Raw genomic sequence first — 23,959 nt, forward strand, 5'->3', positions numbered from 1 at the left:
CGCTATGCCGCGATGAGAGAGGGCCGTGCCGTTATCGACAGTTTTTGACGAAGTCGACGGGGAATGTTGGCCGCAAAGACCAGCGACCGCCCGGTCACGGTGGTGCCCCGGGCGCACGGCAGGGGCCTCGATGCCCCCGCGGGTTATCGCGCTGATCACGGTGCAAGGCTATCTCTCCTCACACGGGTGCCGTCATGGGCCTTGTGCGTACAAAACCACGGCCCGAACTTAGACCTTCTGGACAACGGCGCGGCGGGGCCACATATGCGTGGTGCCGCACCGCACACGGCCCGGCGGCCCCACAGGAACGGCGCACGGGGACACCTGCCCTCCCGCCCCGGCGGCCCGACAGGCCCCTAGACGGCTATGTCGCCCGCCAGCTCGACCGCCTCGGCAAGCGTGTCCACCACCGGCACCCCGGCGGCCGCCAGGCTCCCCCGGCTGTGCGATCCGCCGGTGTAGAGCACCGCATGGGCGCCCGCGTCCCGCGCGGCCACGGCATCGTCCACGGCGTCACCGATGACCACCGTGCGCGCCGGATCCACGCCCTCCATCGCCGCCAGATGCCGCACCATATGCGCGCTCTTGGTGCCCCCGGACGGCCCGGTCCTGCCTTCCACCAGCACGAACCGCGACTCGATCCCGAAGCCGCGCACGATCGGCAGCAGCTCGTCGTGCCCGTACATGCTCAGGATCGACTGGCTGCGTCCGGCCGTCTGCCACCCCTCAAGAAGCATGTCGACGCCCTCGGCCAGCTCACAGCCCAGGCGGTGCGTGCTGTAGTGGCGGTGGAACGCCTCGTCCATCACCAGCCACTCGGCGTCCGTCGGCAGGCGTCCCATCAGCCGCTCGTAGAACCGCGGGATGGGCACGCAGTACAGGTCCCGGTACGTTTCGAGGGTGATCGGCTCCAGCCCGATCTCCGCGAAGGCGGAGTTCGTCGCCCCGATGACGGCCTCGATGTCGTGGAACAGGGTGCCGTTCCAGTCCCAGACGATGTGTGTGGCGTGCTTCCCCATGTGGTCCCCCACGTCGTTCCCGTGCGTTTCCCCTGAAGAAAAAGTACCCGCCGCCACTGACAACGCGGCCGGATCCGCGGACAGGCCGCGTCTCACCCGATCAGATGCGGGATCTCCTGCACCCCGAACCACATCAGGTCGTGGTCCTCCGCGCCGTCCACCGTGAACTGAGCATCGTCATCGCCCTGGTCGGCCGCGCCGAGCGCCCCGGCGGCCGCCGCGATGTCCGCCTCCGCGTCCGCCGCATCCACATGCACCGCGGCGGCCTTCGACAGCGGCACCGGCCCGGCGACCCGGACCTCGCCCAGCGCCGACTGGTCGAGCCCCCGGTCCGGATCCGCCACCGCGGCACCGTCCGCCACGTCCACGGCCACCACCACGCGCCGGCGCGCGAGGTCCGGGTGCCCGGCGAGCAGCCGCAGCGAGGCCTGCGCGGCGCGGTTCAGCGCGGCGTACTCCAGCTCCTCGATGTCGTCGGAGACGTACCACTCGCGCAGCGCGGGCGTGACGGCGTACGCGTCCAGGGGGCCGGGGCCCAGTTCGCCGTTCTTGTGCGCCTCTGCGAGACCGGAAAGGGTCAGGGGGACATAGACGCGCATGGCAGCCGCTTCCGCTCGATTCGCTCGACTCCGAAGATTGTCCCGCCAGCATACGGGCGCGAGTCCCCCATCGTGCCGCCCCGGCACCCCCCGGGCCGCCCGCCCGGAGCCCGGCTTCCACCCCGCTCCGAGGCCTTGCCGCAAGCCCGCGCCACGGACGGGTGAACTCTTCGCACCCTTCGCCCCGGTCTCCGTGCGCCTTGCTGCCGCCCCGATCGCGCCGATACGAAGTTCCCCACCAAGAAAGCTACCGCCCAGTAATTCACGGGCCCGGCACAACGGGGGCGATCAGCAGCATGACCGGCACGAACGGCACCACGGCGCACACCACACCCACCGCAGCGGCCAGCAGCGATCCCACCGAGCGGCCCACGGCACCCCTTCCGCCCGCTCCGGCCGCTCCGTCCACCCGCTCCGTGCCTCCCGCCGGCACCGCACCCGCTCTGTCCGCCGGCACCGCACCTGCTCCGTCCGCCGGCACCACGTCCGCGCCCCCTGCCGACACCGCGCCCGCGCCCTCCACCGGCTCCCCTGGCGACGACGACGGTCCTCGGACCCGTCCCGCCGGAACGCCGGAAACGGCCCCCACTGCCCCCACTGCTCCCACTGTCCCCACTGCTCCCACCGCCCCCGTCCCCACGTCCCCCCGGCCCCGCCGCTCGCCCGCCGCCGGCCGCTCCCCTGCCGACCGCCGTCCCCTCGGCCCCGCCGGGAGCGGCCCCGGCTCCCCCGGCCGGGGGACCGGTCCGGGGCGTCGCGGCCCCGGATCCGCCGGCCGCGGCCCCACCCGCGGCGCCCCGCACTCCGGCCGCCCCGCCGCCCTGGCCGCCGCCGCGAGCCGGCGGTCCGGCGCCTTGGCCCCGTCCACGCCCGTGAACGGGGCCGGTGTCCCCCTGCCCACCGCCGGGGCGCGGCGCAGGGCGCACGAGGGCCGGCCGCATCACTGGTTCGCCCATCAGCTGGTGCTCGCGCTCAGCGGACAGCGCCCCGTCCACGCCCTGCTGGGGCATGCGCTGCCCGCCGCGTACGACCGGCTGGCCGAGCTCGCCCCGCAGGCGCCGCTGCGGCCGGTCACGGCGTCCGGCCGGCGCGGAGAGGCCCCCACCGTGCGCGACTGCGGGCTGTGCCGGCCGCGGCGCGGCGTCATCGAGGCCTTCGCCCGGATCGCGGCGGACGGGCGGCTGCGGGCCCTGGCCTTCCGGCTGGAGCTGGGCGCCGACTCCCGGTGGCGCTGCGCCGCCCTCGACATCGGCCCGTCCCCGGCCGGCCGCGGCCCGGCCTTCTGACCTGCCCGGCAGCGCAGCTGACGCCCTGCCCGGCAATGCGGATGACACCCTGCCCGGCACCGGCCCTGCCCGGCAGCACAAGGGCGCCCCGGCCGTTCTCCGGCCGGGGCGCCCTTGTTCACACGGCCGGGGCACCAGATGCCCGGGCCGCCTCCTCGCTCACTTCTTGCGGCGACGCCCTGCGCTCTTCTGGGCCTTGCGCCGCTCGGCACGGGTCAGACCGTCCGCCTCGGAACGGGCCGGCACCGCCTCCTCGTCGCTGATGAAGTCGCCCTCGATGACACTGCCGTCGCCGTCCACCTTGGGGGCGGAGAAGTGCAGCCGGTCCGGACGCTGCGGCGCCTCCAGGCCCTTGGCGTGGATCTCCGGACGCCCGGCCCCCGCGGGCACCGCCTCCTGCTTGTCCAGCGAGGCCGGCTCCGCCGCCTCCTGCACCGGGACCTCCTCGACCTGCTGCTCGACCTGGACCTCCAGGTTGAACAGGTAGCCGACGGACTCCTCCTTGATGCCCTCCATCATCGCGGTGAACATGTCGTAGCCCTCGCGCTGGTACTCGACCAGCGGGTCCTTCTGGGCCATCGCCCGCAGGCCGATGCCCTCCTGGAGGTAGTCCATCTCGTAAAGGTGCTCACGCCACTTGCGGTCCAGGACGGACAGCACGACCCGGCGCTCCAGCTCGCGCATGATGTCCGAGCCCAGCTGCTCCTCGCGGGCGGCGTACTGCTCGTGGATGTCGTCCTTGACGGCGTCGCCGATGAACTCGGCGGTGAGGCCCGCACGGTCGCCGGCCTCGTCCTCCAGCTCCTCGACCGTCACCTTGACCGGGTAGAGCTGCTTGAACGCGCCCCACAGGCGGTCCAGGTCCCACTCCTCGGCGAAGCCCTCGACCGTCTCCGCCTGGATGTAGGCGTCGATGGTGTCCTCCATGAAGTGCGTGACCTGATCCTGCAGGTCCTCACCCTCCAGGACGCGGCGGCGCTCGCCGTAGATGACCTCACGCTGGCGGTTGAGCACCTCGTCGTACTTCAGGACGTTCTTCCGCGTCTCGAAGTTCTGCTGCTCGACCTGCGACTGGGCGGAGGCGATCGCCCGCGTCACCATCTTGTTCTCGATCGGTACGTCGTCGGGGACGTTGGCCATCGCCATGACCCGCTCGACCATCTGCGCCTTGAACAGCCGCATCAGGTCGTCGCCCAGGGAGAGGTAGAACCGCGACTCGCCCGGGTCGCCCTGACGGCCGGAACGACCGCGCAGCTGGTTGTCGATGCGCCGCGACTCGTGCCGCTCGGTGCCCAGGACGTAGAGCCCGCCGAGCTCCTTGACCTCCTCGAACTCCGCCTTGACCGCGGCCTCGGCGCGCTCCAGGGCGGCGGGCAGCGCGGCCGCCCACTCCTCGACGTGCTCGACCGGGTCCAGGCCGCGCTGGCGCAGCTCCGCCTCGGCCAGGTCGTCGGGGTTGCCGCCGAGCTTGATGTCCGTACCACGGCCGGCCATGTTCGTGGCGACCGTCACCGCGCCCTTGCGGCCGGCCTGCGCGATGATCGGCGCCTCACGGTCGTGCTGCTTGGCGTTGAGCACCTCGTGGGCGACACCGCGCTTGTTGAGCTGCTGGGAGAGGTATTCGGACTTCTCGACCGAGGTGGTGCCGACCAGGATCGGCTGGCCCTTCCCGTGCTTCTCGACGATGTCCTCGACGACCGCGTCGAACTTCGCGGTCTCCGTGCGGTAGATCAGGTCCGCCTGGTCCATACGGACCATCGGGCGGTTCGTCGGGATCGGGACGACGCCGAGCTTGTAGATCTGGTGGAACTCCGCGGCCTCGGTCATGGCCGTACCGGTCATGCCGGAGAGCTTGTCGTAGAGGCGGAAGAAGTTCTGCAGGGTGATCGTGGCGAGCGTCTGGTTCTCGTCCTTGATCTCCACCCCTTCCTTCGCCTCGATGGCCTGGTGCATGCCCTCGTTGTAGCGGCGGCCGGCGAGGATACGGCCGGTGTGCTCGTCGACGATCATGACTTCGCCGTCGATGACGACGTAGTCCTTGTCGTTCTTGAAGAGCTCCTTGGCCTTGATCGCGTTGTTGAGGTAACCGACGAGCGGGGTGTTCACCGACTCGTACAGGTTGTCGATACCCAGCCAGTCCTCGACCTTGCTGACACCGGACTCGTGGATGCCGACGGTGCGCTTCTTCTCGTCGACGTCGTAGTCGCCGGTCTCCTCGATGCCGCGCTGCGGGTTGGCGGCCTCGCCCCGCTTCAGGCGGCGCACCAACTTGGCGAAGTCGCCGTACCACTTGGTGGCCGAGTCCGCCGGGCCGGAGATGATCAGCGGCGTACGGGCCTCGTCGACGAGGATCGAGTCGACCTCGTCGACCACCGCGAAGTTATGGCCCCGCTGGACGAGTTCGTCCTGCGACCAGGCCATGTTGTCACGCAGGTAGTCGAAGCCGAACTCGTTGTTCGTGCCGTAGGTGATGTCGCAGTTGTACTGCTCACGGCGCTGGGCCGGCGTCATGTCGGCGAGGATGCAACCGACCGTCAGGCCCAGGAATTTGTGGATCCGGCCCATCATCTCCGAGTCGCGCTCGGCCAGGTAGTCGTTCACCGTGATCAGGTGGACGCCCTTGCCGGACAGCGCGTTGAGATACGTCGGGAGGGTGCCGACCAGGGTCTTGCCCTCACCGGTCTTCATCTCGGCGACATACCCCATGTGAAGGGCCGCGCCACCCATCAGCTGGACGTCGTAGGGACGCTGGCCGAGCACCCGCCGGGCGGCCTCGCGAACCGTGGCGAACGCCTCGGGCAGCAGGTCATCGAGGCTCTCGCCGTCGGCGTAACGCTCTTTGTACTCATCCGTGAGCGCCCGCAGCTCGGCGTCGGAGAGCGCTGCGAAATCCTCCTCGATGGAGTTGACCTGGCCCGCGATGCGGTGCAGTTTGCGCAGGATCTTTCCTTCGCCTGCACGCATGATCTTCGTCAAGACGGACACTTGGGCTGGTCTCCTTGCCGGTCGGGCCTGCACGGTCGAGTGCGCGGGCGCGGCATTTTTCCAAGGGGGCAGGCCCCGCCGCAACGGCCATCGTAAAGGAGGACGCTGCCGGGCCGGGAGGTCCGCCGCAGCGAACCCCGCTGTCCCCTCCCCAGCGTGAACGCACGAGGCCGCGAGAAGGTGCCGGGCAGGTGCCGGGAATCGCGCGGAAAACCCCTCGCCGCGCTCCGCGCCACCTTGCAGACTCACGTCATGAAGCCCGTCACCCTCGCCACCGAGCGCCTTGTGCTGCGTCCCTTCGAGCCCTCCGACGCACCCGCGGTGCATGCCGCGTGCCAGGAGCCCGATATTCCGCGCTGGACGGGTGTCCCGTCACCGTACGGCATCGAGGACGCGGTGCGTTTCGTCGGCACGGTCGCCCCCGAGGGCTGGCGCGACGACACCGCGTACCACTTCGCCGTCGTCTCCCGGGCGGACGGCTCCCTGGTGGGCGCGATGGGCCTGGTACGCCTCGGCCGGCTGCACACCCCCGAGCGGCAGGCCGAGCTGGGCTACTGGACCGCCAAGGAGCACCGCGGCCGGGGCTGCACCGTCGAGGCGGCCCGCACGGTGGTGCGCTGGGGCTTTGACGACCTGGGAGTGGAGCGCCTGGAATGGCACGCGGAGGCCGGAAACGAAGGCTCCCGGGCGGTGGCCCGCAAGCTCGGCTTCCATATGGAGGGCACGCTGCGCGCCAAGACGGTGCGCGAGGGCACCCGCCGGGACGTCTGGATCGGCTCCCTGCTCCCGTCCGACCTGCCCGGGGAGCCCCACCTGCCCGGGGAGCCCGACCTGCCCGGGGAGCGCGCACCGGCCGGCCGCGCCGGCACCCGCCGCCCGGACGCGACCCCGTATCTGCCCTACCCCGGCTGACGGCCGGCCGCAGCTGCCCTGCCCCGGCCGAGCGACGAGCTGCGTGCCCCGGCCCGGGCGGCCCGCCGCGCCACGGCGGTCCCGCTCCGGGCGGGCGTGGCAACGCCGCCACCAGCGGCGACTCCCGTGCCCGGGGGCGTTGTCAGTGCCCGCCCCTACGCTGTGCCGCATGACCGCCGTGACGCAGCCACCGCCTCTGCCACAGCCTGTGGCCGCTCTGTCCCGCGACGACGCCCGGCGCATGGCGCTGCGGGCCCAGGGGCTGCTGGGCGCCCCGGACCGCCGGGCCGGGGCGCGCGGGGTCTTGCGGCAGCTGGGCGCCGTGCAACTGGACACGATCTCGGTGCTGGCCCGCTCCCATGAGCTGGTGCCCTACGCCCGCCTCGGCGCCGTCGGCCGCCCCGCCGTCGAGGCCGCCTACTGGAGCGCGTCTCCTTCCGACGCGTCCGCGGCACGGCCCCACAGCTTCGAATACTGGTCGCACGCCGCCTGCATCCTGCCCATCGAGGAGTGGCCGCACTTCGCCTTCCGCCGCCGCGCCCGCCGTGCCAAGGGCCACCGCTGGCATGTCATGGAGGACTCCGAGCGCTCCTGTGCAGCCGTCCTTGACCGCCTCAAAGCCGACGGCCCGCTGACCACCTCGGAGCTGGGCGGCGGACGCAAGGGCGGGGAGTGGTGGGACTGGTCCGAGACCAAGATCGCGGTGGAGTGGCTGCTGGACACCGGCGAGGTGGTCTGCACCCAGCGCCGTGCCTGGAAGCGCGTCTACGACCTCGCCGAGCGCGCCGTCCCGGACACACTGCTCCACGACGATCTGGACGACGCCGCCTGCCTGCGCCGCCTGGTGGCCCAGGCCGGGGCCGCCATGGGGGTGGCCACGCGCGCCGACCTCGCGGACTACCACCGTCTGAAGGCCGAGCAGGTCGATGCCGTGGTCGCCGACTCCGGCCTGGTCCCGGTCGAGGTGGAGGGCTGGGGCAGGCCCGCCTGGGCAGACCCCGCCGCGCTGGCCGCCCCGCCCCGCGGCCGGCACCGCACCACGCTGCTCTCGCCCTTCGACTCCCTGATCTGGGACCGGCCGCGCACGGAGCGGATCTTCGGCTTCACGCACCGGCTGGAGGCGTATGTCCCGCGCCCCCGGCGGGTTCACGGCTACTTCGCGATGCCCCTGCTGGCGGGCGGCCGGCTGGTGGGCCGGGTGGACCCGGCGCGTGAGGGCACCACGCTCGTCGCCCGCCAGGTCTCGATGCGGGGCTCCAAGGCCGTCGCCCCGATGGCCCGGGCCCTTCGGGAAGCCGCGACCTGGGTCGGCTGCGATGTGGTACGCGTGGAGCGCTACGACGATCCGAAACTGGCCACCGCACTGCGCACGGAACTCACCCGTACGGGTGGTCAGTAGCACCGGCCGAGGGCTGCGGGGGCTCGTCAGCCCCCGGTCACCCGGCGCGCCAGGACCGCGCCCACCGGGCCGGCGGCCACGGCCGACCGGCTCACCAGGTCACCGGCTCACCGGCTCAGGGCCGACCGGCTCACCGGATCTCGAGGATCTTCTCCCGCATCGCGTACACCACCGCTTCCATCCGGGAGTGCAACTGCAGCTTCTCCAGGATGTTGCGGACGTGGTTCTTCACCGTGTTCTCGGAGATGAAGAGTTCCTTGGCGATATCGCGGTTGTTCATGCCCGTGGCGACCAGCTTGAGGACCTCCAGCTCACGGTCGGTGAGCCGGGGCGCGGGCACCAGCCTGCGCTCGTCCGTACGCTGGATCATCGACTTGAACTCCGTCAGGAGCTTGGACGCCATCGAGGGACTGATCTGCGACTGGCCGTCCGCCACGGCGCGGATCGCGGTCGCCACCTCGTCGGTGGAGATCTCCTTGAGGAGGTAGCCGGTGGCGCCGGCCTTGATCGCGTCGTAGAGATCGGCCTCTTCGTCGCTGATCGTCAGCATGATGATCTTCGCACTGGGGGCCACCTCCTTGAGGGAGGTGCACGCCTCGATGCCACCGCGTTTGGGCATCCGTACATCCATCAGCACGATGTCGGGCAGCAGGTCCGCGGCCTTGTCGACCGCCTCCGCACCGTCTCCCGCCTCGCCGACGACCTGGATGTCCTCTTCCTGGGCCAGCACGATCTCCAGACCCCGCCGGAAGAGTGCATGGTCGTCCACGACCAGAACCCGGATCGGCTCCTTGCGCGGCATGCTCACGGCCCGGCCGGCCTCGTCGTCACCCCCGGCACCGCTGTGGTCATCGTCCGCGGTGCCGCGCACAGGCCCGAAACTGTCCCCCATGGGTCCTCCCCGTCAACTACTCGGCCGCGAGGCCAGAGCTTGGAAATAAGGCTGGTTGACAACAGCCCCCTGCCGGCCCGATCGATGTCATACGACCGCCTCCCCGGCACGTCGCCGTTTCGTGTCCACATACTCCCTGGTCGGCACAAACACTATACGGCTTCAACTCTTGCCCCCTCCGGGCACGATGGTGCCCCCGGCGTGCGCCGGGGGCACCGAGCGAGTGGGGTTCAGCCGCCCAGCGCGCCGCCTGCGCCGCCGGGCTCCTCCTCCCCGAACAAGTCGGGGTTCAGGTGAATGACTCCGTAGTCGTAGGCGTGCCGCCGGTAGACGACACTCGGCAGCTTGGTGTCGGCGTCGACGAAGAGGTAGAAGTCGTGCCCGACCAACTCCATTTCGTTGAGCGCCTGGTCGAGCAGCATCGGCGCGGCCGAATGGGTCTTCTCGCGGACGACCAGGGGCCCTTCGCCCTGGACGTCGATACATCCCATCTTCGTGGTCGGCACCGTCTGGTCGGCCTCGGCGGCGGCCAGTTCGCCGTTGGTGTTCAGGCTCGCGGCATCCGGCACGCTGACAGCGACCTCGCTCGCCGGGATGCGGCCGTTGCCGCGACGCGAGTAGCGCTTGTCGTGCTGCTTCCGCAGACGCGCCTCGAGCTTCGCGGTGGCCAGATCCAGTGCGGCGTACGCATCGGCCGCGGCGGCCTCGGCCCGGACCACCGGGCCACGGGAGTGGAGCGTGATCTCCACTCGGTCGGAACGGTCGGCCTGCCGCGGGTTGGGCTCCTTGGACACCTCGACGTCCAGGCTGATCACCTTGGCGTCGAGCTTCTGGACTTTGTCCAGCTTCAGCTTCTCGGCCACGTGCTTGCGGAACCGCTCGGGCACCTCTGTCTTGCGGCCCTTGACGACGATGTCCACGCAGAACTCCGTTCCCGGATCGCTCCGCTCATCAGGCGGAGCAATTCCTTCTTGCACCAGGCTCCGGTGGTTGCCGAAGCCTCGGACTTGGCGACTTTCACCTCCTCCTCCCCCGACGACCGGCTCTCCACTCCCCCGTTTTCAGGGTCGCCGCAAACACCCCTGAACGCATCCATCACGACATTCGAGGCAAAACACTCGCCAAGTCCTCACAACCGAACATAGCTCTCCCGGACGGATGTCGGCACCCCCTCGGAGCCCTCGGCTCCATTTGGGTGACTTTTCCTCCTCGCCTATCTGCCACGTGGTAACGACTCCCTCGCTTCACGACCGGCGGCGAACGCACTGCGGGGTGCCGCCACGACCGCGGCCCCGGTCACCCGGCCGGCGGCCGCCCTGACCGCCCTGGCCGCCTCCGCCAGGGTGGCCCCCGTCGTCACCAGGTCGTCCACCAGCACCACTGACCGCCCCGCCAGCAGCCTCGCGGCAGGGACCGGCACCTCCAGTGCACCGGCGACATTCGCCAGCCGCTGGCGGGCGCTCAGTCCCGCCTGGTCGGACACCGCGCGACGCTGCCGCAGCACATCGAGCACCCGGGCCCCCGCGCCCGCCCGCCGCAGCTCCCCGGCCGCCCTCAGCGCCATCCTGCGCACCGGATCATGGCCCCGTCCGGCCACCGCTCTCCGGGCCGAGGGCACCGGCACCAGCAGCTGGGGGCCGCCGAACGGCCCCAGCCCTCGCACGGCCCCGGCCAGCACCGCCCCCAGCGGCCCGGCCAACCGCAGGGCACCCCGCTCCTTGTGGGCCAGCAGCACCGCCCGCACCTCGTCGGCGTAGGGCGCCCCTGCCCAGACCCGGGGCAGCCCCGCCGGGCTCGGCCACGGGCGCACCCGCTGCGCCCCGCGTCCGTCCCGCCCAAGCCTCCGGCGACACTCCGCACACAGCTCCGTACGCGGCCGGCCACACCCCGCACAGTCGACCGGCAGCACCAGACCTGCCAGTTCGCGCCACACCCCCTGCATGACTCCACTGTCCCGCCGTCCAGGCCCGGCCACCACCCCTGTGGATAACCGTGGCCCTGGATAACCATGGCCGCGGGGCTGCCGAACTGCGGGATCTAGAGGATCTAGGGGATCTGCGGCCTGCCGATCTGCGCCCTGCCGAATCTGCGGGGCCTGTGGACCAGTGGGTCTGCGCTCTGCGGGTCTGCGCTCTGTGGGCCTGCGGGCCTGCCGGTGGGGGTGAGCAGGCGCCGGCCGACGCGGCAGCCCATGCCCCTCGCACGTCCCGGGACGAGGGCGGGGGCACAGCGGACCCGCCCTCGGCACCGGGCGGACGCCACTCATCCGCGTCACCCGGCCACCCCTCACCGAACACCGATCACGGTCACCGATCACCGATCACAGGTCACGGTTCACGGGTCACGCCCACCGGCCACCGCCAACCAGCCACCGCCCCCGCTCACCCGGGATAGACCGGTGCCGTCCCGTCCTTCGCCACGGTCTTCCAGTTCGCGTCCTGAGGCAGCCGCACGATGCCCTCCGCGGCATCGGCGATCAACGGCCGGGCCTCGTCCTCCGAGGCCGCCACCGCGATGACGCCGTTGACACCGGGCAGGGTCTGCGCATCGGACGCCGAACCGTCGGTCTCCATGAACTGCATCTGCTGGACTCCGCCGGACTCCCGCCCGACGACCACCAAGCGGCTGCCACCGGCCCAGGAGGCGGCCACCACGTCCTCCAACTGCGGTGCGATCGGCCGCAGTTCCTGCACCGAAAGCTCGGGGTGCGCCGAACTCCCGTCGCGCTCGACCCGGCCCAACTGGAGCGTCGTACGGCCCTTGTCCTCCACCAGGACCGCGATCCGGATGCCGTCGGCGGCCACCTTGATCGCCTTGATCCGGCGGTCGCCGAGACCGGGCACCGCGACCTTTTCGGGGGCGCTCTTGCCCTCGCGCAGCCGCAGCAGCCGTGAACCGTGCGCATCGCGGTCCGCGATCCACAGATCACCCAGACCGTCCCAGCTCGGCGCCGTCAGCCCCCTATCGGGGTTCTTGGCCGAACCCGTGCTGGTCAGCAGCGGATCACCGCGCTCGATACCGTCCTCCATCGGGGCCACGTACAGCGACCGGCCGTCGTCCGACACACCCGCCGCGGTGTCCTCGCCGCGCGAGATGGCGACCGAGCGCAGCGGGGTCTTGCCGGTGCCGAACGGCCCGCGCACCGGCGTCGGTTCGGTTGCGGAGTCCGACATGCCGACGACCTTGTGGTCGGCGTCGATGAAGTACTCCTTGCCGGACCGCCCGGTGCCCGGGGACGGGGCGAAGTCCTGCTCGGCCTGCTCCTGGGACAGCGAACACAGCGAGTTGCCGCTGTTGTCCTGGAGCTCGACCTCGCTGATCTTCGAAGCCCGCGTCATGTCCTGGACGGTGAAGAAGAGCTGAGCCGCCATCTGCTTGCACTGGGTGCTGTCGGTGTTCACCGCGTCCTTGCTGAGCTTGACCCGCAGCGCATTGGAGTCGTCCAGCGCCAGGTCGTGCGCGGCCAGCCGGGTGCCGGTCGGGAAGGCCGAGGTCGTCACGTTGTTCAGCCAGTCGGTGGGCCCGGACAGCAGCGCCTCCACGCCGGCCGTGATCGGCTTTATTCGCTGCCGCAGGTAGACCGGGTCCGCGACGAGCACGTTCCGGTTCGCCTTCGGCTCCCCCGACTCGGAGTTGTAGGACGCGAAGTAGTACTTGTTGACGGAGCGATAGATGCGCTGGAAGTCCGACAGCCCGAGCACCAGTCCGTTGGGCAGCCGGTCTATCCGCCACTGCCCGTCCTCCTTGACGAGGTGGATCGTCTGGCGGTAGGGCTTCTCCTCCGGTGTGTAGGCGTGGCTGTCGTCCACCGCCGCCACCTGACTGCCGGACAGCGTGACCGTGTAGCCGTTCGAGTCCTCCCGGTTGGGCAGCGCCTTCGGCTCGGGCTTCGGGCGCTCCTGGAGCACATTGGTGACCTGGAACGGCCGCCAGGTCCGCTTCGCCGATTTGGCCAGATACTGGGTGGCCGTACGGAAATCCGCCTCGTCGCTGGTAGTGGCATCGAGGAAGCTGCGGACGATGTTGGTCGGCTGCGCACCGTCCTGCGGCGGGACTCCGTAGACCCGCACCTGCGACTCACCTTCGGAGCGCGGCGACTGGTCCACCGAGGTGACGTCCCCGCCGTCGGGCATCGACGCACACCCGGCCAGCAGCGCCGCCGCACAGCCCAGCAGCAGGAATGTCCGCGCCGGCCCGGCTCCCCGGCGGGCGCGCTCACGGGGCCCGGTCCCCGCTCCCTGCCCGCCTCCGCGCTCAGTGTCCACGCAGCCCGCCTTCCCGATCCACGCCCCGTTCGGCTTCCTGCTCGCCCCGGTCCTCATCGACCGGCTCGTCGGTGCGCGCACTCTCGCCGTGCGCCGCCTCGTCGCTCCCTGCGCCCCCGCTGTGCGGCACCACACGGGCACCGTTGCCGGGCAGCGCCGTCGGGTCGGCCACCGGCCAGGACATCTTCGGCTCGGGGGCGGGGACGGCGGTGTCAGCCGCTTGTGACGCACGCGTCTGCACCGGGATCGTGGACGTCTTGCGCGCCGCCCCGGCCCGCGGCCGGCCCGCCTCGTCCAGACCGCTGTTGCGCCGCGAGTCCTCCGGCTCCAGGGGGATCGGGGACCCGCGCAGCGTCTCGCCGGCCGCACGGGGCAGCGTCAGCCGGAACTGCGAGCCGCCGCCCGGCTCGCCCCAGGCCTGCAGCCAGCCGCCGTGCAGCCTGGCGTCCTCGACGGCGATGGACAGGCCCAGCCCCGTCCCGCCGGTCGTACGGGCCCGGGCCGGGTCCGCACGCCAGAAACGGTTGAAGACCCGGGCGGCCTCGCCGGGCTTGAGGCCGACCCCGTAGTCACGCACCGCGACGGCCACCGCGCCACCGCTCGGGCTGCCCGCGGACGCCAGCCGCACCACCACCTCGCGGCCCTCGCCGTGCTCGACGGCGTTGACGACGAGATTGCGCAGTATGCGTTCCACCCGGCGGGTGTCCGCCTCGGCGATCACCGGCTGCTCGGCGCCGCGCACCACTATCCGGGTGCCCTTGCGCTCGGCGAGCGGTTCGGCCCCCTCGATGACGCGGTGCACCACATCGCGCAGATCGATCGGCTCGGCCTCCAGCGCGGCCGCCCCGGCGTCGAACCGGCTGATCTCCAGCAGCTCGGCGAGCAGGGATTCGAAACGGTCGAGCTGGCCGCGCAGCAGCTCGGCGGAGCGCGCGGTGGCGGGGTCGAACTCGTCCCGCGCGTCATGGATGACATCGGCCGCCATCCGTACGGTCGTCAGCGGCGTACGCAGCTCGTGCGAGACGTCGGAGACGAAGCGGCGCTGCATCCGCGACAGCTCCTCCAGCTGCTGGATCTTGACCTGGAGGTTCTGCGCCATCTTGTTGAAGGACTCGCCGAGCCGGGCGATGTCGTCCTCGCCGGTGACCTTCATCCGCTCCTGGAGGAGACCGGCGGCCAGCCGCTCGGAGATCCCCGCGGCCATCCGTACGGGCGTGACGACCTGCCGCACCACCAGCCAGGCGATCGCGCCGAGCAGGATCACGACGAACACCCCGGCCGTCGCCAGCGTCCCCGTCACCAGCTTGAGCGACTCCTCCTCCTGGCTGAACGGGAAGAGGTAGTAGAGCTGGTACTGGTTGCTGTTCACATCGTTGAGCCGCTTGCCGATGATCAGCGCCGGCAGGCCGTCGTCCGACCCGATGCGCTTGATCTCGGTGTACTGGCGGAACGTGCCGGATTTGGTCTCCAGCTTCCGCCGCAGCTCGGGGGGCACGCTCCGCTCGGGATCGACATCGCCGGAGGCGCGCGGACCGCGCGTACCGGGGCTGGAGTCACCGAACGGTTCGTCGGAATCGGAGCTGAGCGCCACGACGGAGAAGACGCCCTGCCCGCCGCTGGCGAGCTGTTCGACCAGGCCGGTCAGCCAGGTCGCGGAGTCCTGGGTGCCGCGGCTTCCGGTGCGCGCGGTGTCGTCGGGCCGGGTGTCGTCGGCGCCGTCGGCCATCTTCTGGGCGACGCTGAAGCCGCCCACGGCCTGACTCTGCGCGGCCTGCGCCTTGGCCGTGAGCAGGCCGTTACGGACCTGGCCGACGACCACGACACCGAGCAGCAGCACCACGGCCAGCGACATCAGGAGCGTGGTCGCCACCACGCGCAGCTGGATATTGCGCCGCCACAGCCGCAGGGCGGGCAGCAGCGGCCGCCGCACCCAGCGGCTGAAGAGCCGGAGCAGAGGGTGGACCGGCCCGCTCACCGCGCCGTCGGGCAGCAGCTGCCCCCCGCGGAGCAGCCAGGCAGACACCTTCCCCGAAAAGGACATATCGCCCGCCGGGTCGACGGTGCGCCCCCGCTTTCCCTCCGGGGCCGAACCGTCCCGGATCATCTCAGCTGGGCCCGGCCTTGTAGCCGACCCCGCGCACGGTCACCACGATCTCCGGCCGCTCCGGGTCCTTCTCGACCTTGGAGCGCAGCCGCTGCACATGGACATTGACCAGCCGGGTGTCGGCGGCGTGCCGATAGCCCCAGACCTGCTCGAGCAGCACCTCACGCGTGAACACCTGCCACGGCTTGCGTGCCAGCGCCACCAGCAGATCGAACTCCAGCGGCGTCAGCGCGATCGACTGCCCCTCGCGCTTCACCGAGTGGCCCGCCACATCGATGACCAGGTCACCGATCGCCAGCTGCTCGGGCGTCGGCTCCTCCGAACGCCGCAGCCGCGCCCGGATACGGGCCACCAGCTCCTTGGGCTTGAACGGCTTGACGATGTAGTCGTCCGCGCCCGATTCGAGCCCGACCACCACATCCACCGTGTCGCTCTTGGCGGTCAGCATGACGATCGGTACTCCGGACTCGGCCCGGATCAGCCGGCACACCTCGATACCGTCCCGCCCCGGCAGCATCAGATCGAGCAGCACGAGATCGGGCTTGGTCTCCCGGAAGGCCGCAAGGGCCTTGTCACCGTCCGACACAAACGACGGTTCAAAACCTTCGCCGCGCAGCACGATGCCAAGCATCTCTGCCAGTGCGGTGTCGTCGTCGACGACCAGGACGCGTCCCTTCATTCGGCCATCATCCCATTACCTGATCGTGACTTACTCCATCGTGACGTGGAACACACCTCTGCCAGCCCGTTCCGGGTCACCGGCGACACCACTCCGGCCTCCGTGACGATCGCCGTCACCAGCTCCGCGGGAGTGACGTCGAAGGCCGGGTTGTAGGCCTGTGCGCCCAGCGGCGCGACCTGTATGCCGGAGCCCGCCTCCACCCCGGGCCCCTGTGCGTACGGCAACGAGAACTCCGTCACTTCCTGGCCCGGCCGCTGCTCCACCTCGATGTCCGACCCCTCCTCGGTCTCCAGATCCACCGTGCTGGTCGGGGCCACCACCACGAACGGAACGTGGTGGTACCGCGCCAGCACCGCCAGTGGATAGCTGCCGATCTTGTTGGCCACCGAACCGTCCGCCGCGATCCGGTCCGCGCCGATCAGCACCGCATCCACCTCACCCCCGGCGAACAGCGAGCCTGCCGCGCCGTCCGGGAGCACCGTGTAGGCCATACCCGTGCGCGCGGCCTCGTAGGCGGTCAGCCGCGCTCCCTGCAGCAGCGGCCGCGTCTCGTCCACCCATAGCCGGCGCAGCTCACCGGCACGGTGCGCCGCCAGCGCCACCGCCAGGGCGGTGCCCTCGCCCCCGGACACCAGCGCACCCGCATTGCAGTGCGTGAGAATCCGGTGGCCGCCGCCCGGCAGCAGCTCGCCCAGCAGCGCCAGCCCGTGTTCCGCCATCCGTGTGCTGGCCTCGATGTCCTCGGCATGCACGGCCCGCGCCTCGGCCAGCGCCGCGGCCGCCTGGGCATCGGCCCCGTCGGCCGCCGCCGCGCGGTACGCGGCAGCCGCCCGCCGGACGCCGTAGCCCAGATTGACCGCGGTCGGCCGGGCCTGCGCCAGCGCCTCCACCGCCTCCTCCACGTCAAAGCCCCGTGCCGCGGCCAGCGCGACGCCATAGGCACCCGCGATGCCCAGCAGCGGTGCCCCGCGCACGGCCAGCGTCCGGATCGCCTCCACCAGCGCCGGGACGTCGGTGCAGACCCGCTCGACCTCCTCCGCCGGCAGCCGGGTCTGATCGAGGAGGACCACCACGGGCCCCTCGGGCGGCTCCTCCCAGCGCAACGACGGAATGGTGAGCGCCGCGGCGCCCGCCTCGGATACCTCGTACTGATCGCCCATTCGTTCAGTCTGCCGTTGATGGCCCCTCGAACAGAAGGTCCCCTCTCGCTCCGGGCACCGGTACACCACATCGACGGCCATGACACGATGACTGCCACCGCGGACCCCGCACCCCAGCCGCCCCGGCGGACGGGCAGCCAGAAGGAGCGACGATGAACAACTCTCCGGGCTGGGCCTCGCCCGGATCCACTCCCTCCGACGAGCCGGGCCGCGGCACTCAGGAGCAGCCGCCTCAGGAAGAGCAGCCCCCGCAGGAGGAACGGTCCGGCCCTGGCGAGCAGTCGGCCCCGCCGAACTGGTCCAAGGAACAGCCCCCCGCCGCCCGCTGGTCGGCCCCCACCGGCATCCGCGGCCAGAGCGGCCCCCACGGGAGCGGTAACCGCGCGAGCGGCGAGCGCTCCCGTGCCTCGTCGTCCGGCCCGGGAGGCCCTGGCACGGGCAGCCCCGGCTGGGGCGGCACCCCCGGTCACTGGGGCAGCCACCCCGGCAGTCAGCCCCCTTGGGGCGGCGCCTGGGCACCCGGGCCGCAGGCTGCCAAGCCCGGCATCATTCCGCTGCGCCCGCTCGCCGTCGGCGAGATCCTCGACGGTGCGGTCGCCACCATGCGCGCCCACTGGCGCACGGTCCTCGGCATCTCGCTGATCGTCGCGGTCGTCGCACAGACCGCCATCACCGTGGTCACCGGCCTCTGGTTCCAGAGCTCGCGCCGCGCGCCTTCCCTGACGAACGACAACGTTCCGCCCCTCCGCGAATCCCTGCAGCAGATGGTCAATTCGCTTGCCGCCAGCGGCATCACCGCGGCGATCGGGCTGCTCGCCACGATCATCGTCACGGGGCTCCTGACCATGGTCGTGAGCCGTGCCGTCCTGGGCCGCTCGGTGACCGCCGGGGAAGCCTGGCGCGATGCGCGGACCCAACTCCCGCGCCTGCTCGGCCTGCTTGTCCTGCTGCCCCTGCTCATCACGGCGATATGTGCGGTCGGCGTGGCTCCCGGCCTCCTCGTCACCGCCACCGGCACGCTGGAAACCGGACTGCTCCTCACCCTGCTCGGCGGGCTGGCCGCCGGCATCGTGAGCATCTGGCTGGGGGTCCGCTACAGCCTCGCCTCGCCCGCCCTGATGCTGGAGAAGCAGGGCGTCATCAGCGCCATGCGCCGCTCCGCGAAGCTCGTACGGGGCACCTGGTGGCGCGTGCTGGGTGTGCAGCTCCTCGCTTATCTCCTGGTGGGCATCGTCGAGTTCATCATCCAGATCCCGGCCACCATCGTCGCCTTCGTCATCGGCGGCGAGAACCTCATGGACTGGGCGAACGGCACCAGCAACACCACCAGCTGGCCTTTCCTGATCGTGCTGGGCATCGGAGCCGTCGTCAGCTCCACCATCACTTTCCCGATCACCGCCGGCGTCACCGCGCTCCTGTACATGGACCAGCGCATCCGCCGTGAGGCACTCGACCTCGAACTCGCCCGCGCCGCGGGCCTCCCCGGCTACGGCACCGAAGCTCCCCACGCCCACCCGGCCACGCCCGCTCCCGCAGCCCCGAGCACGACCGCCGGCACCACACCGGCAACTGCCGCACCGGCCTCCGCCGACACCCCAGCGGGCGGCGCAAAGCCGGACAACTCCACGCCGGACGGCGCCCACGCGCAAGGCGCCCCAGAGGAAAGCCCCGAGGCGGGCACCACGGCCACCGGCAGCGCCACGCCCCCGGCCGCCCCGGCCAAGGACACCACCACGCCCGCCGACGGTCCCGGCCAACGCCCCGACGACGCCGCGCCGGGAAGCTGATGCGGTGACCAGAGGGGGGAACATGGCCGCGCTCGGACGACTCATGGCGCGCTCCGACGACATACCGGTGAGGACTCCGCGCGTCCCCGCCCGCGAGGCGGCCGAGCGCGAACTGTCCGACCCCCGGTACCACCAGCACGACCCCAACCCGATCCAGCAGGCCCTTGACTGGCTCTGGGCACGCATCAACGAACTCGCCAACGCGGCCGCCGGCACCACACCGGGCGGCTGGATCGGGCTCCTCGCCATCGCCGCCTGCGTCGTTCTGCTGATCATCGCCCTCCGGCTGCGTCTCGGTGCGGTGCGCCGCACTCCGACCACGGGCGGCGCACTCTTCGCCGAAGCACCCCGCACTGCCGCCGAACACCGGTCCGCCGCCGACCGGCACGCCGCCGAGGGCCACTGGAACCAGGCCGTCCAGGACCGCATGCGCGCCCTCGTCCTCGCGCTGGAGGAGCGCGCACTGCTCACCCCCGGCCCGGGCCGCACCGCCGACGAGGCCGCCACCGAGGCCGCCCGCGCATTTCCCGAGTACGCCGGCCAACTCCGCGCCGCGGCCCGCACCTTCGACGACGTCACATACGGCGGCCGCCCCGGCACGGAAGCGGCGTACGCCCTGCTGGCCGGTCTCGACACCGACCTGCAGCACGCCAAGCCCGCCCTGGCCACCACCCCGACCAGGAGCAGCGGATGACCACGACCGCCACCGACGCCCCCGCACCGCCTTCCACCGCTCGTGGTCTGTGGAGCCGGTTGCGCGGCCCACTGCTGGCGCTTCTTCTGCTCGTCGTCAGCGGTGTGATCCTCGGGGCCCTGCAGTCCGGCGAACAGCACGGACGGCTCGACCCGCGCTCCGCCGACCGGACCGGAAGCCGGGCCCTGTCCCAACTCCTCGCCTCCCACGGCGTCTCCACCCAGGTCGCGACCAGCTCCGAGGAGGCCGCTGCCGCGGCCGGCCCCGACACCACGCTGCTCATCACCGACCCCGACGTGCTGACACAAGATCAGCTGACGGGCCTGCACACCGCCACCGCGCACACTCCCGGACGCACCGTCCTGCTCGCCCCGGGAGCAGCGGCCCTCGAAACCTTCGCCCCCGGCGTCCAGATGGAACCCCCGGCCCCTACCTCGGTACGCCGGCCTTCCTGCTCCCTGCCGGCCGCCCACCGGGCGGGCAGCGCCCTCCTCGGCGGCCTCCGCTACACCACCGCCGCTGGCGGCGCCGATCGCTGTTACCCCGGCGCCGGCACCGCCACCCTGCTGCGCCTTCCGGCCCCCGACAACGGCCGCGACACCGTGCTCCTCGGCTCCGCCGATCTCCTCTACAACCACCATCTCGCCGAGCACGGCAACGCCTCGCTGGCCCTTCAACTCCTCGGTACGCGCAAGCATCTGGTCTGGTACCTCCCCTCCGTGAGCGACCCGTCATCCGCTCAGGACGACCAGCGCGGTTTCCTCGACCTCATCCCTTCCGGCTGGCGCTGGGCCCTGCTCCAACTCGCCTTCGCCGCCGTGCCGGCGGCCCTGTGGCGCGCCCGTCGACTCGGCCCCCTGGTTGCGGAACGACTCCCCGTCACCGTCCCGGCCGCCGAGACCACCGAGGGCCACGCCCGTCTCTACGAGCAGGCCAACGCCCGCGACCGGGCCGCTGCCGTGCTGCGCTCCGCAACCCGCGCCCGGCTCGCCCCCCTCATCGGAGTGGCCTCGGCGCACGCCCACACTGCCGACGTCCTCCTGCCCTCTCTCCACGCCCACTTGACCTCCGCCCCCGGCGCCGAAACAGGCCTCGATGCCCTGCTCTTCGGCCCGGCTCCCGCGGACGACAGAGCCTTGGTGCACCTGGCCGACCAACTCGACGCACTCGAATCCTCGATCGTTTCCCAAGAGAGGCACGCCCCCCGTGAGCACCCCGACCGCTGACAGCGCCCGCACCTCCCTGGAGGACCTGCGCACCGAGATAGCCAAGGCCGTCGTAGGCCAGGACCCCGCCGTCACCGGGCTGGTCGTCGCCCTGCTCTGCCGCGGCCATGTGCTTCTCGAGGGCGCCCCCGGCGTCGCCAAGACCCTGCTCGTACGCGCCCTGTCGGCAGCTCTCGAACTCGACACCAAGCGCGTCCAGTTCACGCCTGACCTGATGCCGAGCGATGTCACCGGCTCACTGGTCTACGACGCCCGCAGCTCCGAGTTCTCCTTCCAGCCAGGCCCCGTCTTCACCAACCTCCTGCTCGCCGACGAGATCAACCGCACGCCTCCCAAGACCCAGGCATCCCTGCTCGAAGCAATGGAAGAGCGGCAGGTGACCGTCGACGGCGCAGCCCGGCCCCTCCCCGAGCCGTTCCTGGTGGCGGCCACGCAGAACCCGGTGGAATACGAGGGCACCTACCCGCTCCCCGAGGCTCAGCTCGACCGCTTCCTCCTGAAGCTGACGGTGCCGCTGCCTGCCCGCCACGACGAGATAGACATCCTCACCCGGCATGCGGCCGGCTTCAGCCCTCGCGACCTCGGCGCCGCGGGACTGCGCCCCGTTGCTTCCATCGCCGACCTCGACGCCGCCCGGGCCGCGGTCGCCAAGACCGCCGTCTCCCCCGAGGTCACCGCTTATATCGTCGATATCTGCCGTGCCACCCGCGACTCCCCCTCGCTCTCTCTCGGCGTCTCCCCCCGAGGCGCCACCGCCCTGCTCTCCACGTCACGAGCCTGGGCCTGGCTCACCGGCCGCGACTATGTGACCCCTGACGACGTCAAGGCCCTTGCTCTTCCCACGCTCCGACACCGCGTCCACCTCCGCCCCGAAGCGGAGATGGAAGGAGTCACCGCAGACTCCGTGATCAACGCCGTTCTCGCCCATCTCCCCGTCCCCCGCTGAGACGACACCGTGGCCCTCACCGGACGCACTGCCCTCATCTCCGCACTCGGAGCGCTCTTCGTCGGCTTCGTGCTGCCCAGCTGGCTCGGCGTCCTCCTCGTCCAACTCGCCTTGCTGCTAGCAATTTTGTGCGATCTCCTGCTCGCCGCGCCAGTGCGAAAGCTGCATATCACCCGAACCGGTGACACAGCAGTTCGACTGGCGGGCGAAGCCTCCTCGCACCTCACCGTCACCAACCCGAGCCGCCGCACCCTGCGCGCCACGATCCGCGACGCCTGGCCCCCGAGTTCCTTCCGCCCCGGCGCGGACACCTCCGAGTCCCGCCACACCATCCGCATCCCCGCCGCCGAACGCCGCCGCCTCACCACGACGCTCCGCCCCACCCGCCGCGGTGACCATCACGCGGTCCGCGTCACGGTCCGCTCCTACGGCCCGCTCGGCCTGGCCGCCCGGCAAGGAAGCCGGCACGTCCCCTGGACGCTGCGCGTCCTGCCCCCCTTCACCAGCCGCAAGCATCTCCCCGCCAAGCTCGCCCGGCTCCGCGAACTCGACGGCCGCACCAGCATCCTCACCCGCGGCGAAGGTACCGAGTTCGACAGCCTCCGCGACTACACGCCCGGCGACGACACCCGCTCCATCGACTGGCGCGCCACCGCCCGCCGGCACCACCTCGCGGTCCGCACCTGGCGCCCCGAGCGGGACCGGCGCATCCTGCTCGTCCTGGAGACCGGCCGTACCTCCGCGGGCCGAGTCGGTGACGTTCCCCGCCTCGACGCTTCCATGGACGCCGCCCTCCTGCTCGGCGCCCTCGCCGCCCGCGCCGGCGACCGAGTGGACCTGCTCGCCTACGACCGCCGCATACGCGCCTCCGTACAAGGCCGCGCGGCACGCGACCTCCTCCCGGCCTTGACCGATGCCCTGGCGCCCCTCGAATCCGAACTCGTCGAGGCAGATGCCCGCGGCCTTGCCGCCGCCATCCACCGCCGCACTCCGCGACGGTCCCTCATCGTGCTCTTCACCGGCCTGGACGCAGCCCCCGTGGAGGAAGCCCTCCTGCCCGTCCTCCCTGGTCTCACCCAACGCAATGAACTCATCGTCGCGGCCGTGGCCGACCCCCGCATCGAGGAAATGGCCGCCGGCCGTCACACCCCACAGGCCGTCTACGCCGCCGCAGCAGCGGAACAGACCCACGCCGCCCGACGCCGCACCGCGGACCGCCTCCGCCACCACGGCATCACCGTCATCGACTCCACCCCGGCCAGCCTGGCCCCCGACCTGGCCGACGCCTACCTCACCCTGAAGTCCACCGGCCGCCTGTAAAGCCATCCAGCCCAGCGCCCCTGCCGAATGCAGGCCCCGGCCAGAAGCCGACACACACCACGAAATACGTCGCTACGTGAATACGTGGCTACCGGCAGTTGGGGCAGTTGGGCTGAGCAGCAGCTCCACGCGGAGAACCTGCACCATCTCCGGGTGAACCCCGGCGCTCAAGAACGCTGGCAAGCAAGCTGAAGGACGCCCCTCAGAAAGCCGAGACCCAGCCATCTCAGCTTTCTTGCCCCGCACCCCGCGGTCCCTCTCCCCTGACCACACCCCATGAGCCCAACGCTCCACCGCCCCACGCAAAAATGCCCCGCCCTCGAAGTCGAAACCCGGGCTGAACAATGAGGCATTCCACCAACGCAAAAAAGCTCCGGTCCCTGAACCACGAAGGTTCAGGGACCGGAGCTGAAAGATTGTTCGGCGGCGTCCTACTCTCCCACAGGGTCCCCCCTGCAGTACCATCGGCGCTGAAAGGCTTAGCTTCCGGGTTCGGAATGTAACCGGGCGTTTCCCTAACGCAATGACCACCGAAACACTATGAAGTTGACCAACCCGGCAATGACACAGGTCGTTACTTCAGAACCTACACAGTGGACGCGAGCAACTGAGGACAAGCCCTCGGCCTATTAGTACCAGTCAACTCCACCCGTTACCGGGCTTCCATATCTGGCCTATCAACC

19 protein-coding genes and 2 rRNA genes are annotated in these 23,959 nt (G+C 71.3%); 8 read left to right on the forward strand and 13 right to left on the reverse strand.

Annotated elements, in window-relative coordinates; translation table 11 throughout:
* Positions 1 to 356: 356 nt before the first annotated feature.
* The 3 genes from ACGFR7_RS09405 to ACGFR7_RS09415 form a co-directional block, all read right to left on the reverse strand.
* The gene (locus ACGFR7_RS09405; protein ID WP_393315275.1) at positions 357 to 1,019 is read right to left on the reverse strand and encodes an HAD family hydrolase; all 663 of its coding nucleotides are present in this window, start codon (positions 1,017 to 1,019) and stop codon (positions 357 to 359) included.
* A gap of 92 nt (positions 1,020 to 1,111) precedes the next feature.
* A complete protein-coding gene (locus ACGFR7_RS09410) occupies positions 1,112 to 1,618 on the reverse strand; it encodes a DUF6912 family protein (RefSeq protein ID WP_393315278.1) in 507 nt (168 codons plus the stop codon).
* Between the two features lie 262 nt (positions 1,619 to 1,880).
* Entirely contained in the window at positions 1,881 to 2,075 is a 195-nt protein-coding gene (locus ACGFR7_RS09415; RefSeq protein ID WP_393315281.1) for a hypothetical protein, read from the reverse strand.
* A gap of 415 nt (positions 2,076 to 2,490) precedes the next feature.
* Between ACGFR7_RS09415 and ACGFR7_RS09420 the strand changes: the two genes are divergently transcribed.
* On the forward strand, positions 2,491 to 2,904 hold the full coding sequence (locus tag ACGFR7_RS09420; protein ID WP_393315284.1) for an Rv3235 family protein: 414 nt from the start codon (positions 2,491 to 2,493) through the stop codon (positions 2,902 to 2,904).
* Positions 2,905 to 3,063: 159 nt separating this feature from the next.
* Here ACGFR7_RS09420 and secA read toward each other — a convergent pair whose 3' ends face one another.
* Positions 3,064 to 5,889, reverse strand: coding sequence for a preprotein translocase subunit SecA (secA, locus tag ACGFR7_RS09425; RefSeq protein WP_393315287.1), 2,826 nt, complete (start codon positions 5,887 to 5,889; stop codon positions 3,064 to 3,066).
* A gap of 252 nt (positions 5,890 to 6,141) precedes the next feature.
* Here secA and ACGFR7_RS09430 point away from each other — a divergent pair, with 252 nt between their 5' ends.
* Together ACGFR7_RS09430 and ACGFR7_RS09435 are read left to right on the forward strand one after the other, a co-directional pair.
* Complete coding sequence (locus ACGFR7_RS09430; RefSeq protein WP_393315290.1) at positions 6,142 to 6,801, forward strand: GNAT family N-acetyltransferase; 660 nt, start codon at positions 6,142 to 6,144, stop codon at positions 6,799 to 6,801.
* Between the two features lie 169 nt (positions 6,802 to 6,970).
* A complete protein-coding gene (locus tag ACGFR7_RS09435; protein ID WP_393315293.1) occupies positions 6,971 to 8,200 on the forward strand; it encodes a winged helix-turn-helix domain-containing protein in 1,230 nt (409 codons plus the stop codon).
* 130 nt (positions 8,201 to 8,330) lie between these two features.
* Here the strand turns inward: ACGFR7_RS09435 and ACGFR7_RS09440 are convergent, their stop codons facing one another.
* The 7 genes from ACGFR7_RS09440 to mtnA form a co-directional block, all read right to left on the reverse strand.
* The gene (locus ACGFR7_RS09440) at positions 8,331 to 9,092 is read right to left on the reverse strand and encodes a response regulator (RefSeq protein ID WP_393315296.1); all 762 of its coding nucleotides are present in this window, start codon (positions 9,090 to 9,092) and stop codon (positions 8,331 to 8,333) included.
* 230 nt (positions 9,093 to 9,322) lie between these two features.
* Complete coding sequence (hpf, locus tag ACGFR7_RS09445; RefSeq protein ID WP_393315299.1) at positions 9,323 to 10,012, reverse strand: ribosome hibernation-promoting factor, HPF/YfiA family; 690 nt, start codon at positions 10,010 to 10,012, stop codon at positions 9,323 to 9,325.
* Positions 10,013 to 10,305: 293 nt separating this feature from the next.
* Entirely contained in the window at positions 10,306 to 11,034 is a 729-nt protein-coding gene (locus ACGFR7_RS09450) for a ComF family protein (RefSeq protein ID WP_393315302.1), read from the reverse strand.
* Positions 11,035 to 11,473: 439 nt separating this feature from the next.
* Complete coding sequence (locus ACGFR7_RS09455) at positions 11,474 to 13,357, reverse strand: LpqB family beta-propeller domain-containing protein (protein ID WP_393315305.1); 1,884 nt, start codon at positions 13,355 to 13,357, stop codon at positions 11,474 to 11,476.
* Entirely contained in the window at positions 13,347 to 15,398 is a 2,052-nt protein-coding gene (gene mtrB, locus ACGFR7_RS09460; protein WP_393315308.1) for an MtrAB system histidine kinase MtrB, read from the reverse strand. Before mtrB ends, ACGFR7_RS09455 begins: the two co-directional genes overlap by 11 nt.
* A gap of 64 nt (positions 15,399 to 15,462) precedes the next feature.
* Entirely contained in the window at positions 15,463 to 16,140 is a 678-nt protein-coding gene (mtrA, locus tag ACGFR7_RS09465; RefSeq protein WP_088797934.1) for a two-component system response regulator MtrA, read from the reverse strand.
* A complete protein-coding gene (gene mtnA, locus ACGFR7_RS09470) occupies positions 16,137 to 17,303 on the reverse strand; it encodes an S-methyl-5-thioribose-1-phosphate isomerase (protein ID WP_393315312.1) in 1,167 nt (388 codons plus the stop codon). The genes mtrA and mtnA overlap by 4 nt, the downstream gene beginning before the upstream one ends.
* Positions 17,304 to 17,455: 152 nt before the next feature.
* Between mtnA and ACGFR7_RS09475 the strand changes: the two genes are divergently transcribed.
* Genes ACGFR7_RS09475 through ACGFR7_RS09495 form a run of 5 tightly spaced genes read left to right on the forward strand, consistent with a single transcriptional unit; the run spans position 17,456 to position 23,276 of the window.
* Positions 17,456 to 19,090, forward strand: coding sequence for a hypothetical protein (locus ACGFR7_RS09475; protein ID WP_393315315.1), 1,635 nt, complete (start codon positions 17,456 to 17,458; stop codon positions 19,088 to 19,090).
* 22 nt (positions 19,091 to 19,112) lie between these two features.
* Positions 19,113 to 19,784: a DUF4129 domain-containing protein gene (locus ACGFR7_RS09480; protein ID WP_393315318.1), complete on the forward strand. Its 672-nt coding sequence runs from the start codon at positions 19,113 to 19,115 to the stop codon at positions 19,782 to 19,784.
* On the forward strand, positions 19,781 to 21,010 hold the full coding sequence (locus ACGFR7_RS09485) for a DUF4350 domain-containing protein (RefSeq protein WP_393315320.1): 1,230 nt from the start codon (positions 19,781 to 19,783) through the stop codon (positions 21,008 to 21,010). Before ACGFR7_RS09480 ends, ACGFR7_RS09485 begins: the two co-directional genes overlap by 4 nt.
* Positions 20,991 to 21,956, forward strand: coding sequence for an AAA family ATPase (locus ACGFR7_RS09490; protein ID WP_393315323.1), 966 nt, complete (start codon positions 20,991 to 20,993; stop codon positions 21,954 to 21,956). Before ACGFR7_RS09485 ends, ACGFR7_RS09490 begins: the two co-directional genes overlap by 20 nt.
* A 9-nt stretch (positions 21,957 to 21,965) precedes the next feature.
* Positions 21,966 to 23,276 carry a DUF58 domain-containing protein gene (locus tag ACGFR7_RS09495; RefSeq protein WP_393315325.1) on the forward strand — a complete coding sequence of 437 codons (1,311 nt, stop codon included), beginning with the start codon at positions 21,966 to 21,968 and terminating at the stop codon, positions 23,274 to 23,276.
* Positions 23,277 to 23,694: 418 nt separating this feature from the next.
* Here ACGFR7_RS09495 and rrf read toward each other — a convergent pair.
* Both rrf and ACGFR7_RS09505 read right to left on the reverse strand, forming a co-directional pair.
* Positions 23,695 to 23,811: ribosomal RNA gene (rrf, locus tag ACGFR7_RS09500) — 5S ribosomal RNA — on the reverse strand.
* A gap of 74 nt (positions 23,812 to 23,885) precedes the next feature.
* Positions 23,886 to 23,959: ribosomal RNA gene (locus ACGFR7_RS09505) — 23S ribosomal RNA — on the reverse strand; the annotation flags it as partial.

Source organism: Streptomyces sp. NPDC048516, from assembly GCF_043199875.1.
GTDB lineage: Bacteria > Actinomycetota > Actinomycetes > Streptomycetales > Streptomycetaceae > Streptomyces.

Coding starts and splice junctions, on each gene's coding strand:
- ACGFR7_RS09405 (WP_393315275.1), bottom strand. CDS start 1,019: ATGGGGAAGCACGCCACACACATCGTCTGGGACTGGAACGGCACCCTG.
- ACGFR7_RS09410 (WP_393315278.1), bottom strand. CDS start 1,618: ATGCGCGTCTATGTCCCCCTGACCCTTTCCGGTCTCGCAGAGGCGCAC.
- ACGFR7_RS09430 (WP_393315290.1), top strand. CDS start 6,142: ATGAAGCCCGTCACCCTCGCCACCGAGCGCCTTGTGCTGCGTCCCTTC.
- ACGFR7_RS09435 (WP_393315293.1), top strand. CDS start 6,971: ATGACCGCCGTGACGCAGCCACCGCCTCTGCCACAGCCTGTGGCCGCT.
- ACGFR7_RS09440 (WP_393315296.1), bottom strand. CDS start 9,092: ATGGGGGACAGTTTCGGGCCTGTGCGCGGCACCGCGGACGATGACCAC.
- ACGFR7_RS09450 (WP_393315302.1), bottom strand. CDS start 11,034: ATGCAGGGGGTGTGGCGCGAACTGGCAGGTCTGGTGCTGCCGGTCGAC.
- mtrB (WP_393315308.1), bottom strand. CDS start 15,398: ATGTCCTTTTCGGGGAAGGTGTCTGCCTGGCTGCTCCGCGGGGGGCAG.
- mtrA (WP_088797934.1), bottom strand. CDS start 16,140: ATGAAGGGACGCGTCCTGGTCGTCGACGACGACACCGCACTGGCAGAG.
- mtnA (WP_393315312.1), bottom strand. CDS start 17,303: ATGGGCGATCAGTACGAGGTATCCGAGGCGGGCGCCGCGGCGCTCACC.
- ACGFR7_RS09475 (WP_393315315.1), top strand. CDS start 17,456: ATGAACAACTCTCCGGGCTGGGCCTCGCCCGGATCCACTCCCTCCGAC.
- ACGFR7_RS09480 (WP_393315318.1), top strand. CDS start 19,113: ATGGCCGCGCTCGGACGACTCATGGCGCGCTCCGACGACATACCGGTG.
- ACGFR7_RS09485 (WP_393315320.1), top strand. CDS start 19,781: ATGACCACGACCGCCACCGACGCCCCCGCACCGCCTTCCACCGCTCGT.